General features: G+C 65.7%; 12 protein-coding genes. 4 read left to right on the forward strand and 8 right to left on the reverse strand.

The window, feature by feature from the left end; translation table 11 throughout:
• Window positions 1-231: 231 nt before the first annotated feature.
• From U0C82_RS13960 to U0C82_RS13970, 3 genes are all read right to left on the reverse strand, one after another.
• Entirely contained in the window at window positions 232-858 is a 627-nt protein-coding gene (locus U0C82_RS13960) for a fasciclin domain-containing protein (RefSeq protein ID WP_416186679.1), read from the reverse strand.
• A 439-nt stretch (window positions 859-1297) separates the two neighbouring features.
• Window positions 1298-1729, reverse strand: a complete 432-nt coding sequence (gene arfB / locus U0C82_RS13965) for an alternative ribosome rescue aminoacyl-tRNA hydrolase ArfB (RefSeq protein WP_322187767.1) — start codon at window positions 1727-1729, stop codon at window positions 1298-1300.
• Window positions 1730-1942: 213 nt separating this feature from the next.
• Complete coding sequence (locus tag U0C82_RS13970; RefSeq protein ID WP_322187768.1) at window positions 1943-3553, reverse strand: phosphoenolpyruvate carboxykinase; 1611 nt, start codon at window positions 3551-3553, stop codon at window positions 1943-1945.
• Window positions 3554-4030: 477 nt separating this feature from the next.
• Here U0C82_RS13970 and U0C82_RS13975 point away from each other — a divergent pair, with 477 nt between their 5' ends.
• On the forward strand, window positions 4031-4483 hold the full coding sequence (locus U0C82_RS13975; RefSeq protein WP_322187769.1) for a hypothetical protein: 453 nt from the start codon (window positions 4031-4033) through the stop codon (window positions 4481-4483).
• Window positions 4484-4497: 14 nt separating this feature from the next.
• On the opposite strand, the gene U0C82_RS13980 is transcribed toward U0C82_RS13975, so the two are convergent.
• From U0C82_RS13980 to U0C82_RS13995, 4 genes are all read right to left on the reverse strand, one after another.
• Entirely contained in the window at window positions 4498-5199 is a 702-nt protein-coding gene (locus tag U0C82_RS13980) for a GNAT family N-acetyltransferase (RefSeq protein ID WP_322187770.1), read from the reverse strand.
• 13 nt (window positions 5200-5212) lie between these two features.
• On the reverse strand, window positions 5213-6121 hold the full coding sequence (locus tag U0C82_RS13985) for an alpha/beta hydrolase (RefSeq protein ID WP_322187771.1): 909 nt from the start codon (window positions 6119-6121) through the stop codon (window positions 5213-5215).
• Window positions 6122-6196: 75 nt separating this feature from the next.
• Window positions 6197-6550, reverse strand: a complete 354-nt coding sequence (locus U0C82_RS13990; protein WP_322187772.1) for a cell division protein ZapA — start codon at window positions 6548-6550, stop codon at window positions 6197-6199.
• Between the two features lie 51 nt (window positions 6551-6601).
• On the reverse strand, window positions 6602-6937 hold the full coding sequence (locus tag U0C82_RS13995; protein ID WP_416186680.1) for a DUF4164 domain-containing protein: 336 nt from the start codon (window positions 6935-6937) through the stop codon (window positions 6602-6604).
• Between the two features lie 199 nt (window positions 6938-7136).
• Here U0C82_RS13995 and tkt point away from each other — a divergent pair, with 199 nt between their 5' ends.
• Window positions 7137-9161 (forward strand): transketolase, encoded by a 2025-nt coding sequence (gene tkt / locus U0C82_RS14000; RefSeq protein ID WP_322187773.1) that lies wholly within the window; start codon window positions 7137-7139, stop codon window positions 9159-9161.
• Here the strand turns inward: tkt and U0C82_RS14005 are convergent, their stop codons facing one another.
• A complete protein-coding gene (locus U0C82_RS14005) occupies window positions 9162-10028 on the reverse strand; it encodes a YihY/virulence factor BrkB family protein (RefSeq protein ID WP_322187774.1) in 867 nt (288 codons plus the stop codon).
• Between the two features lie 296 nt (window positions 10029-10324).
• Here U0C82_RS14005 and gap point away from each other — a divergent pair, with 296 nt between their 5' ends.
• A complete protein-coding gene (gene gap / locus U0C82_RS14010) occupies window positions 10325-11332 on the forward strand; it encodes a type I glyceraldehyde-3-phosphate dehydrogenase (protein ID WP_322187775.1) in 1008 nt (335 codons plus the stop codon).
• 227 nt (window positions 11333-11559) lie between these two features.
• A complete protein-coding gene (locus U0C82_RS14015; protein WP_322187776.1) occupies window positions 11560-13356 on the forward strand; it encodes a potassium/proton antiporter in 1797 nt (598 codons plus the stop codon).
• Window positions 13357-13459: the final 103 nt, after the last annotated feature.

Raw genomic sequence — 13459 nt, forward strand, 5'->3', positions numbered from 1 at the left:
TTCCGAACGCGATGACAAGGTTTTTCATCAATATAAGAAGACATTCGCGAAAGCGGACCGAATTGTTTCATGGCACGCCCGGACCTTTCGGATCCCGCCGTTCCAACCGGAAAGACCCGGCATGTCTCTCGTCAACGCGAACAAACGCGAATGACCTGCCCGCCCCTTGAGGCAAGGAGCGGGCAGGTCGTCATAGTCCCGGCCCCGTCGAAGACGGGATGGCGAAACCGATTACTCGGACGGCATCAGGACGGTGTCGATGACATGCACGACGCCGTTCGACTGCGTCACGTCGGCCTGCGTGACCGTCGCCTTGTTGCCCTGCGCGTCCGTGACGACAATGCTCTCGCCTTCCATCGTCAGGGTGATCTCTTCCCCTTCGATGGTCTTGACCGCGTGCGAGCCGCCATCGTCCTCGATCATCTTCATAACCGCTTCGGACGTCGCCTCGGCAGGCACCACGTGATAGGTCAGGATCTTGGTGAGCTTTTCCTTGCCTTCAGCCTTCATGAGCTCGTCGACGGTGCCTTCGGGCAGCTTTTCGAAGGCTTCGTTGGCCGGCGCGAACACCGTGAACGGCCCTTCGCCCGCCAGCGTCTCCTCGAGTTCGGCTGCCTTCACGGCCGCGACAAGGGTCGTGAGATTGGAAGCCTGCGAGGCGTTCTCGACAATGTTCTTCTGCGGATCCATCGGAGCGCCGCCGACGACCGGCATCTCGTCCGACATGGACGTCGTCGCGGGGGTTTCGGCAGCGGGGGTCTCGGCCGTCGGCGCGCTCGCGCCATTGTCCTGCGCATAGGCTGCGCCGGCTGCGAACAGCGTTGCGATGGCGGTGGTGCGGATAAGGGTCTTCAACATAAGGGGACCTCCTCGGTCGTCGTCTTGTTTCCTGTCCTTCGCGAAACGCCGACAGGCGCCTTTCTCTTGAAGGATCATGTGGAAGATACGCACTCGGCCGGGGTTTCGTTTCCAAACGACGCTTCACAAAATCGTTTTTCTTCGAAAACGCTTTTCCGAGGACGACGACAGACCTTCCAATACAGGGAATTCGCAGATTTTTACCCCGACATTGTTAAATCTGGAAGAAACGGCAAGACGTTTTGCCACGCCTGATGTTCATTCAAGGTTCATATGACTTTAGGGCAAGGTTCGGTGCCGAGGGCTGCGGCGGGGGCTTCGGCGTGGTCGCCCCGATCCGTGAGGTGGGCGGGCCTTCTGCCGGTCCCCGCGCGCCGTCGCCGGCTTCGGACAGCGCGGCGCCCGCGCCTGTGCAGAGATCACCCCGTCACCGCACCGATCATCCGTCGTCGACCCTGCCGCGCATCGCCTTGATCGCGCCGCGCCCCTTCTTCTCCTTGATGCGCCGCTCGATCGACCCGCGCGAGGGCCGGGTCTTCTTGCGCGGCGGGGGCGGCGGCTTCAGCGCTTCGATCACGAGGGCGCGCAACCGATCGCGCGCATCTTCCCGGTTGCGCTCCTGGGTGCGATGGCGCGAGGCCTCGATCAGGATCTCGCCCTCCTTCGTCGCCCGCCGTCCCGCCAGCTTGATCAACCGGCGCTTGGCGTCCGGACTGATCGCTCCCGATTGCGCCGCGTAGAACCGCAACTGGACGGCGCTCGCGACCTTGTTGACATTCTGCCCCCCCGGACCGCCGGCCGTCAGGAACTGCTCGGCCATCTCGTAGTCCGGTATGGTGATGCGATGGGTGATGACGAGAGGGTCGGGCATTCACGCTTCCAGAACCGTGCGCAGCGGAAAATTCCGTTCCTTATAGAACGCCGGGCGCCGCGCAGAAAGTCTTCCGCGCGGCCGAGCGCAAGACAACGGGGGCGAGCCGGGGCTCCGCCGGCACCGTTCGAGACAAAAGAGCCCGTGCCGCCGAAGGTGGAGGCACGGGCTCTTGCATGGCGCGATCATCGTCCGGAACGCCCGGACGGGGCGTCACTCGGCGGCGATCTGAAAGCTCGGCGCCGCATCGATGACGGAGCTGTCCACCGAATCCTCGAAGCGATGGAAGTTTTCCCGGAACATCTCGATGAGACGCTTGGCCTGCCGGTCATAGGCATGCGGATCGGCCCAGGTCGACCGCGGATCGAGAATGCGGTCCTCCACCCCATCGACCGAGACGGGAACGGCAAAGCCGAAGTGCGGATCGGTTCGGAACTGCGCGCTTTTCAAGGATCCGTCGAGCGCGGCGGCGAGCAGGCGGCGCGTCACCTTGATGGGCATGCGCTGGCCGGTGCCGTAGGCGCCGCCCGTCCAGCCCGTATTGACGAGCCAGCAGTCGACTCCGTGCCTGGCGATCAGGTCACGCAGCAGATTGCCGTATGCGGACGGATGGCGCGGCATGAACGGCGCGCCGAAGCAGGTGGAGAAGGTCGCCTCCGGCTCGGTCACGCCCTTTTCCGTGCCCGCCACCTTCGCCGTGTAGCCCGACAGGAAATGGTACATGGCTTCCGACGGCGTCAGCCGCGCGATCGGCGGCAGCACGCCGAAGGCGTCGGCGGTCAGCATGACGATCGAGGTCGGATGCCCGTCGCGCCCGGTCGCCGATGCGTTGGGAATGTAGTGGAGCGGATAGGCCGCCCTGGTGTTCTCGGTCAACGAGCCATCGTCGAAGTCCGGCACGCGGTTCGCGTCGAGAACGACGTTCTCGAGCACGGTCCCGAACTTGCGGGTCGTGCCGAAGATCTCGGGCTCGCTGTCCTGCGAAAGCCGGATCGTCTTGGCGTAACAGCCGCCCTCGAAGTTGAAGATGCCCTCCTCGCCCCAGCCATGCTCGTCGTCGCCGATAAGCGTCCGGGCGGGATCGGCCGAAAGCGTCGTCTTGCCGGTGCCGGACAGGCCGAAGAAGACGGCGGAATTGCCCGCATCGTCGACATTGGCCGAGCAATGCATCGGCATCACCCCGGTCTTCGGCAAGCGGTAGTTCAAAGCGGTGAAGACGCTCTTCTTCATCTCGCCGCCATAAGACGTGCCGCCGATGAGAACGACGAGGTTTTCCAGATCGCAGCCGATCACCGTCTCGGTCCGGCAGCCGTGGCGCTCGGGGTCCGCCCTGAAGGACGGCAGGTCGATGATCGTCATCTCGGGCACCAAGTCGGCCAGCGCTTCGGTGGCCGGACGGATGAGAAGGTTGCGGATGAAGAGGGCGTGCCAGGCGAACTCGGTCACCACGCGCACCTTGATGGCGTTGGCCGGATCGGCACCGCCGATGAGATCCTGGACGAAGATGTCCTTGCCGCGGGCATGGGCGATAAAGTCCTCGCGCAGCGCTGCGAAGGCGGCCGGCGTCATCGGCTTGTTATTGTCCCACCAGATCGCGTCCTCGGTGGCTTCGTCGCGCACGACGAACTTGTCCTTGGCCGAACGCCCGGTATGCTTGCCGGTCGTCACGTTCAGCGCGCCGTGCGCGGTCAGCTCGCCCTCCCCGCGCCGGACGGCCGCCTCGACGAGTTCCGCCTCGGACAGGTTCCACCGGATGGAGGACAGGTCCGCAAGTCCCGTCGTCTCGATGCCCGCCTTCGGGTTGCGTGGTCCGATCTCGTTCATGGTGCCCTGCCCGTCCTTGAAACAATTGCGGCCTGGCAAACGCCAAGCCGTTGAAGATGGCAGGAGGGTACCGCACCGTCGGGAATGTGACAACAGTATTACTAGCCGGAACCAAGCACATTCAAATATTTAATCGATTATATGGGGTGATTGGCAAATTCAAACGGTTTGATTTGGCATTCAATCGGTTCAAGAACCAAGTTGATGGAAAGCTCAGCCAGGTGGAACCGTCCGTTTCATCTCATGGGACGGACGTTGCCGGACTCGTCAGGCAAACTGATCTGTTCAATTGGACCCATCGTGCAGCTTTGCGGGCATCCTCGATCATCCGTTGCACCAGTCGGTCGGCCGGAAAGGTTGAGGCGAGATGTCCACGAACCGGACAATCCTAACGAAATCCTATGAGAGGTAACGTTCGCTTAAGGATCATGGTTTCATAATGGGGGCTTGTAAGTGATGTGTTTCGAAGGCCATTCCATGATGAATTTTGTTGCCACCGCTGCGGGAGCCGGCATTGCTGCCGTGATTCTCGTCGCCAATCTCCAGGGCGGCCCGCTCCCCTCCGAGACCACACGGGCCGGCGCCACGCTCATCGATCCCATGACCACGGCGGCCGTCGCCCCCGTCACCCAGACCCCGAAGACATCGCCGACCATCCGCATGATCGATCTGCGCAGCGGCGCCACCTGCCGGATTCCCGACCTCGGCGGTGCGACCGCGCAGTACACGATCGCTCCGCTCGGTCCCGATTGCCAGACCTCGCCGGCCCTCGCGCAGATCGTGAAATGGCGTCAGACGGCCGAGGGCACGCTGGAAATGGCCGACGAGCACAGCAAGACCATTCTTCGCTTCATGCCGGGCGACGGCGTTCTGTACGAAAGCTTCTATCCCGCCGAGGCGCTGATCACCATCGTGTCGGCGAACGGATAAGCGACGAGCCCAGCCTATCGCGACAGGTCTGACGCCGCGCTCGTGAGCGATCCGAGCGATCGGCGCTGCATGCCGTCGCGATCGAAGTTCGCCGCGTCGAGCCATGTCGCGAACGCCGGCTCCAGCGCCGCCCATTCACGGTCGAGGACCGCGTACCAGGCCGTATCGCGGTTGCGGCCCTTGACGATCTGGTGCTGGCGGAACACGCCCTCGAAGCGCAAGCCGAGCCGCTCGGCCGCACGCTTGGACGGGACGTTCTCATCGTTGCATTTCCATTCGAGGCGCCGGTAGCCGAGATCCCGGATGACGTGCCGCATGATCAGGTGAAACGCCTCCGTCGCCGCCGGCGTCCTTTGAAGGGACGGGGCAAGGCAGATGTGACCAATCTCGATCACCCCGTTCGCAAGGTCGGCCCGGAACAGGGCCGCGACACCGGCGGCCCTGCCGCTCCCGTTCGGAACGATGGCGTAGAAGCGGTGGCCGTCCTGCAGGTAGACCCGCGCGGCGAACGCCCGGAACTGCGCTTCGTCCGCGAACGGGCCATCGTGCATCCAGCGCCACAGTTCGCCGTCCGTGTCGGCCGAATAGGCCTGCCACAGCGCGCCGAACGCCCGGTCGTCGACGATCGGCTCGAGCGTCGCGAACCGGCCGATCAAGGATGCAAGGCCCGGAAATCGGCGCGGCTCGTAGGATCTGAGATCGTCTCCATTCGTCATGGTCGACAAGCCTTCAGGAGCGCGCCGCGATGAAGGCCAGCACGTCGGCCCTGATCGACTGGTCGCTGAGCTTCAGGGCGGTTGCGAACGAGGTGATCGCGCCGATGTGATCGACGCCCGGAACGATCCGGGACGTCACGGGAATGCCCGCCGCCTTCAGCCGCGCGGCGAACAAGCGCGTGTTCTGCGGGTCGACGGTCGTATCGGCGCTCCCAGCGATCAGCAGCATCGGCGGTTCGTCCCCGTCGACGAAGTTGATCGGCTGGCTGGCCTCGCGCGACGGCTCTGGAAAGACGCGCTTGTAGCGATCCTCGGTGAGCGGCAGGAAATCATAAGGCCCGGCAAGGCCGATGAACCCGGCGATCCGGCCGATCGCGCCGCCGGCCCGCGCCAGGTAGCGCGCATCGGTCGAAAGCAGGCCGGCGATCTGCGCGCCCGCCGAATGCCCCATCAGGAACAGCGGATGCCGGCCGGCGGGAATGCCGTTCCGGCCCTCGCGCGCCATCGCATCGACCGCCACCACGGCCGACGCGCCGTCCTCGACGAAGCCGGGAAACGTCACCTGGGGATAGAGGCGATAATTCGGAACCGCGACGATGATGCCCTGGCTTGCGAGCGACTGGCCGACGAAGAGGTACATGTCCTTGTCGCCCATGTCCCAGCTACCGCCGTGAACGAACACGACCAGGGGGGAATTGGGGCCGGCGCTCTCCGGCACGTAGAGATCGAACGTGCCGCGCGCGCCCGCCGCGTAGGCGACGTCCTCGACGAGCCTATAGCCGGCTCCGGTGGTGACGGCGTTGAGGGCGCCCGCGCAGCCGGCGAACGCCATGGCCATCAGCGAGGCGACGAACGCCGCCGCGATACGGCCCGAGCGGTGCTGGCGGGGAAAGCGGCGGATGGCGGGGGGGCTCTCGTTCATGGGCGGGCTATCTAAGCCACGCTCACGCGAGCGCAATGCGGCCCTTGCGCCGCCCACAGGCTTGTGATCGCACCGTCACGACAGCCGGCTCGTCAGGCTTTCCATCAGCTGGGAGGCACGGTCCATCGCCCGCGCGAAGCGGGTCCTGAGATCGGAGAGCCGGGCATCGAGGGTCACGATGCGCTTTTGCAGCGTCTCGTTCTCGGCTTCGAGATAACGGATGCGGACCTTCGCGTCGGACAGTTCGTCGGCGGTCATGATGGCGGCCATGATGGTCAGGCGCTGGTCGCCGATCTGCCCGACGCCGTCCTTCAGCCCGGCGATCTTTTCCTCGATGTCGAGGGCGAGCTCGTGCAGATGGTCCTCCTCGCCCGGCCCGCAGGCCATGCGATAGGTCTTTCCATCGATTTCGACGACCACCTGCGGCATCGGCGCTCTACCCCCTTCCCGGCTTCGTCGTCGCGCGCGCCCTGGCTTGGGTCATTCCGGCGCCTCGGGCGGTGAAATCACGTCGCGCACCCGCTCCATGGCGTCGACCAGACGGTGCGAGACCTCGCGATTGGCCTTTTCCAGACGCTCGCTGCGGGCCAGCGCGCCGTCGAGTTCGCGGGCAAGGCGGCCGCGATCGGTCGTCATGCGCTGGATCATAGCCTCGGTGTCGACGAGCACGCTCTCGCGCGCGAGCCGTGCCTCGATCGCCCCTGAAAGCGCTTCGCCGGCCGCGGCCAGCCGCGCCTCGCTCCTGTCGAACTCGTCGTCCATCACCGATCTTACCTGTTTGGCGTCCGCGCTGCACACCGTGCCGGATCCAGCCATGGTCTAGCCTGCATGAGGCGGAAGGAAAAGGCGAGAGGGCCTTCCACGCAACGCCGACAGGATCGTCCGGCCGGCATTTTGCCGCCCCGGTGCCCGCATTGACAGCGCAAAAGACGTGTGATGTGTCACCGGGCACTTGCCGGGAGGACAGCCTCGCCGAGGCATATCGCGTGAAAACGAGAAGACTGGGGCCCGATCCATGACGACAGGTGAAACCGCGCGCGACATGGCGAACGCCATTCGGTTCCTCAGCGCCGACGCGGTGGAAAACGCCGCTTCGGGTCATCCCGGACTGCCGCTGGGGGCGGCCGATATCGCCACTGTCCTCATGACGCGGTTCATGACGTTCGACCCGACGCAGCCCGACTGGCCGAACCGCGACCGGTTCGTGTTTTCGGCCGGGCACGGCTCGATGCTGCTCTACAGCCTGCTCTATCTCCTGGGTTACAAGGATATCGGGCTCGACGAGATCCGAACCTTCCGCCGCCTCGGCTCGAAAGCGGCGGGCCATCCCGAATACGGCCACGCCGCCGGGATCGAGACGACCACCGGCCCGCTCGGCCAGGGCATCGCCAACGCCGTCGGCATGGCGATCGCCGAGCGCCACCTGTCCGCCCGCTTCGGCGAGGACATCGTCGATCACCGCACCTACGTGCTGGCCGGCGACGGCTGCCTGATGGAGGGCATCTCCCAGGAAGCCATTTCCCTGGCCGGCCATCTCAAGCTGTCGAAGCTCGTCGTTCTGTGGGACGATAACGGCATCACCATCGACGGCAAGGTGTCGCTGGCCGATTCCACCGACCAGATCGCCCGTTTCGAGGCCTGCGGCTGGTCGACCTTCACCTGCGATGGTCACGATCAGGAGGAGATCGCCGCTGCCCTCGAGGCCGCCAACGCCTCCGACAGGCCGAGCCTCGTCGCCTGCCGCACGACGATCGGGTTCGGCGCAAGCACCAAGGCCGGCACCGCGAAAGCGCACGGCTCGCCGCTCGGGACCGACGAGATCAAGGCCATGCGCGAGACGCTCGGCTGGCCGCACGAGCCGTTCGAAATTCCCGCCACCATCGTCGATCAGTGGCGCATCGCCGGGCTGCGATCGAGCGCGGCACGGCGCACATGGGATCAGAAGCTGTCCAGCCTCGACGCCGTGCAGCGCGGCGAATTCGACCGCGTCCACCGCGGCGACCTGCCGAGCGGCCTGAAGCAGGGCATCGAACGGGCCAAGCGCGAGGCCAACGAGACACGGCCCGACATCGCGACGCGAAAATCTTCGGAACTCTCGCTCGCGATCATCAACGAACTGGTTCCCGAAACCATTGGCGGTTCCGCGGATCTGACAGGCTCGAACAACACGCTGACCGGATCGCTCGAACGGCTCGACGCCGACAATTATGGCGGGCGCTATCTGCACTATGGCATTCGCGAGCATGCCATGGCCGGCATCATGAACGGCATGGCACTGCATGGCGGCGTCATTCCCTATGGCGGCACGTTCCTGGTCTTCTCCGACTATGCACGGGGCGCCATCCGGCTGTCCGCCCTCATGGGCATCCGCACGATCTACGTCCTCACCCATGATTCGATCGGGCTGGGCGAAGATGGCCCGACCCATCAGCCGGTCGAGCATCTGGCGGCGCTTCGGGCAATTCCGAACCTGGCCGTCATGCGCCCCGCCGATTACGTCGAAACCCTCGAGTGCTGGGACATCGCGCTGCAGTCGCGCACGATGCCGAGCGTGCTCGCGCTGTCGCGCCAGAACGTGCCGGCGCTGCGTACCGACCAGCACGACGAGAATCGCTCGGCGCGCGGCGCCTACGAGCTTGCGTCCGCCAACGGCGAAGCCGCCGTCACGCTGTTCGCGACGGGCTCGGAGGTTCAGATCGCGATCGAGGCCAAGGCGGTGCTCGACCGCGACGCCATCGCGACCCGCGTCGTCTCGGTCCCCTGCTTCGAACTCTTCGAACGGCAGAGCGAGGAATATCGCGCCGCGTTCCTCGACGACCGCTCCCTCAAGGTCGCGATCGAGGCAGGCGTGCGCCAGGGCTGGGACGCGCTGATCGGCCGGCGCGGCCTCTTCGTCGGCATGGACGGGTTCGGCGCCAGCGGACGGGCGGGCGAGCTCTACGCCCATTTCGGCATCACCACCGACACCGTGGTGAGCCGCGTTCGAGCGGCCCTTGCCGCCACGCCCCGGGCCGAGGCCCCTCAGCCCGACGGGTCCTGATCAGCCCGGATCGGCGTGCGCGCGCGTCTCGCCATCGGACGTGCCGCGCTCGCGGGCGTAGGCCCAGGTGAATTCGGCACCGAACAGGAAGATCTGGCAGGTGTAGAAGATCCACAGCAGGATCGTGACGAGCGAGGCGGCCGACCCGTAGGTCGACGTGATCCCGCTCCGGCCGATATAGAGCCCGATCAGGAACTTGCCGATCTCGATCAACGCGCCCGTCAGCGCCGCGCCGACGATGACCGTGTGCCATTCCAGCCGCTTTTCCGGCAGCAGCCGAAAGATCAGCGCGAACATCGTCGACGCGATCAACCAGGCGAACAGCACGTTGAGCACGACGATGAAGGGCCGCATGTCCTCGAAGCGATCGAGGAGATAGGACGACAGCGCCGTGAGGCCGGCATCGAGGACCAGCGAGATCAAGAGCAGGAAGCCGAGGGTCAGCACCAGGGCGGCGCTGATCAGCCGGCTCTTGATCATGACCCACACATTGCCGCCCTCCGGCTGCGAGCGAAAGATGATGTTGAGGTCGTCCTGCAGCTCGACGATCGCACCGGTCGCCAGGATGAAGAACATCGCGATGCCGAACAGGAGCGACAGGGGTCCGGTGCCGAACTGCTTGGCCGCACTCAGCATGGAATCGAGCGCGGCGGCGGCATCGGCCCCGATCAGGCCGCCGGCCTCGTCGACGACCGCAAGACGCGCCGCGTCCTGGCCGAAGAAGAGCCCGGCAATGGTCACGCTCGCCAGAAGAACCGGCGCCAGCGAGAACAGGGCGTAGAACGAGATCGCCGCGCCGAGGCTGAGCGCACGGTCGTTCCACCAGCCGACCATGGCAGCCTTGGTCACGCGCAGGAAAGTCTTCATGCCTGCCCTTTCCGGGAGTGAGCGTTTGGACAAACGCGTTTCGGCCATCGGCGCCGCGGCGGGCCTTCGATGCCGGGAGCCGATCGAATGGGACGAGAAGCGGCGATTCGCCAAGCGGGCGATCCATGATCGCCCGCCCGCCGCTCCGCAACCATCGTCGCGCCGGCCCGCGATATCACAAAAGCTGATGAGCGTTGCACATTGATCACGGAGAAACTTGTCGTTACGTGCATAGCCAACGCCCGGCGTCCTGCCCGGCTATCCACGAAGACCTCGAACGAACCGGGAGACACCCCATGGCAGTCCGCGTCGCAATCAACGGTTTTGGCCGCATCGGCCGGAACATCCTTCGCGCCATCATCGAATCGGGCCGTACCGATATCGAGGTGGTCGGCATCAACGATCTCGGCCCGGTCGAGACCAACGCTCATCTCATCCGCTATGATTCGGTGCACGGCCGCTTTCCCGGCGAGGTCCGGGTCGACGGCGACACGATCGATGTCGGCCGCGGCCCGATCCGCGTCACCGCCGAGCGCGACCCGAAGAACCTGCCCTGGGGCGAACTCGACGTCGACGTCGCGCTGGAATGCACCGGCCTCTTCACCGCCCGCGACAAGGCATCGGCCCATCTGGATGCGGGCGCCAAGAAGGTGCTCATCTCCGCGCCCGGCACCGATTCCGATCTCACCGTCGTTTACGGCGTCAACCACGACAAGCTGACCGGCGAGCACAGGGTCGTCTCCAACGCGTCCTGCACGACGAACTGCCTCGCGCCGGTCGCCAAGGTCCTCAACGATGCCATCGGCATCGAGCGGGGCATGATGACGACGATCCACTCCTATACGGGCGACCAGCCGACCCTCGATACGATGCACAAGGATCTTTATCGGGGCCGCGCCGCGGCGCTGTCGATGATCCCGACCTCGACCGGCGCGGCCAAGGCCGTCGGTCTCGTGCTGCCGGAACTCAACGGCAAGCTCGACGGCTTCGCGATGCGCGTGCCGACCCCGAACGTCTCGGTCGTCGATCTGAAGTTCATCGCCAGCCGGACGACCAGCGTCGACGAGATCAAGAGCCTGATCAGGGCCGCTGCGGACGGTCCGCTGAAGACCATTCTCGGCTACACCGACGCTCCCAATGTCTCGATCGACTTCAACCACGATCCGCATTCCTCGATCTTCCACATGGACCAGACCAAGGTCATGGACGGCACCTTCGTCCAGATCCTGTCCTGGTACGACAATGAGTGGGGCTTCTCGAACCGCATGTCGGACACGGCGATCGCCCTGCACAATGCCGGCTGACCAGCCGCACGCGGCCTGACGGCAAAGCGGACATACGATCAGCCGGACACGGGCCGCGTCATGCGGCCCGTTTTTTTTCGCGGCGCACATGAAAATCCGTGGCCGGGGCGTGCCGCAGGCGCATATCCTCCGCCGAAGCCATTCTTTCGGCGAAAACCCGCCGCAAGACCGATCGCGGCGGGCTTGTTCGATCGGCGTCCGCGATCGCGGTGGATTAGCAGGCGCCCATGCTCGACGACCTCTATATTCTCATCCTCGTCGGCACGCTTCTCGTGCTGCTTGCAGCATTTTCCAGCATTCTCGCCTCGCGGTTCGGCACGCCGCTCCTGCTGCTCTTCCTGTCCGTCGGGCTGATCGCCGGCACGGACGGGCTCGGCCTCGAATTCGACAACGCCCCGCTGGCCTATTTCGTCGGCACGCTGGCGCTGGCCGTCATCCTCTTCGATTCCGGATTCCAGACGCCGTTCTCGACGTTCCGGCAGGCCGCCGCGCCCGCCATCACACTCGCCACCATCGGCGTTCTCGTCACCTCGGTCCTGTTCGGCCTCGCCGCCGAGTGGCTCCTGGGCGTCGGACTGCTGGAGGGCATCCTGCTCGGGGCCATCGTCGGCTCGACCGATGCGGCCGCCGTCTTCTTCCTCCTGAAGACCAGCGGCATCACGCTGCGGGACCGGGTCAAATCGCTGCTCGAGATCGAATCGGGCACCAACGATCCGATGGCGATCTTCCTGACGATCGCGCTCGTCGAACTGTTGCGGGAGGGCAGCGGCACGGACGCGCTGGGTTTCGGCATTCTCCTCGGCTTCATTCAGCAGATGGGCCTCGGCCTCGTCGCCGGCCTGATCGGCGGGCGCGGCATCGCCTATTTCATCGCCAAGCTCGACGTCGACCGCGCGCTCCTGCCGATCCTCATCATCGCGCTGTCGCTCGCCGTCTTCGCCCTGACCGGCGCGCTCGACGGCTCGGGCTTCCTCGCCGTCTACGTCGCGGGGCTCTATGCGGGCAACGCCAACCTCAAGCGCGCCGCCTCCATCAAGCGGTTCCAGGAGGGCATGACCTGGCTTGCCCAGATCATCATGTTCCTCATTCTCGGACTGCTGGCGACGCCGCGCAACTTCGACACGATCCTCATCCCCGGCGTCTTGCTGGCGCTCTTCCTCATCTTCCTCGCCCGCCCCCTCGCCGTCTGGCTCTGCCTCGTCCCGTTCGGCTTTCGCCGCCGCGAGACCGTGTTCGTCTCGTGGGTGGGCCTGCGCGGCGCGGTCTCGATCCTTCTTGCGATCCTGCCGATCCTCGCCGGGCTCGACGTCTCGACCACCTTCTTCAACATCGCCTTCGTCATCGTCCTCACCTCCCTTCTCCTCCAGGGCTGGACGCTGGCGAGCGTCGCCCGCTGGCTGCGTCTCACGGTCCCGCCCCGCATCGGCCCGGTCGAGAAGTTCGAGCTGGAGCTGCCTGGCGATGCCAGCCACGAGCTCCTGTCCTACAAGGTGGTGGAAAACAGTCCCGTCGCGACCGGCGCCCGGGTTCCGCGCTGGGCCCGGCCCTCGCTCGTCATCCGCGACGGGCGCTCGATGCGCTACCAGTATGCCGGTCGCCTGAAGCCCGGCGACTACGTCTTCCTGTTCATCTCGCCGCGCTACCCGCCGCTGCTCGACCGCCTGTTCGCAAGCCCCGCGCCCGTGGCCGACGACGACGACGAGTTCTTCGGCGAGTTCACGATCAATCCCGCGTCCCTTGCCGGATCCCTCGCCGAAGCCTACGGGCTTCAGCTCGGCGAGGACGAGAGCACCCTGACGGTCGCGGCCCTCATCGCGCGGCGCCTGGGCGGGCGGGCCTCCTACGGCGACCGGGCGGTGATCGAGCCGGTCGAGCTCATCGTGCGCGAGACCGATGCGGACGGCGTCGTCACCAGCGCCGGCCTGTCCCTCTCGCCGCCCGACGATTCGCTGCTGCCGTTTCCGGTGCCGACGAACCCGCGCGAGACCTGGCGGACGATCAAGCGGCTCTTCCGGCGCCCCTAGCGCCCCGCACGGAGGCGAAATCCGACGCTGGCCACGCGAAACCGCGCGCAAACGACATCGCGGAACGCACGGCACGCTTGCCGCGATGGCAGGCATCGCCTTA

It is taken from the genome of Fulvimarina uroteuthidis (assembly GCF_034321785.1).
In the GTDB taxonomy this organism is placed as follows: Bacteria; Pseudomonadota; Alphaproteobacteria; order Rhizobiales; family Rhizobiaceae; genus Fulvimarina; species Fulvimarina uroteuthidis.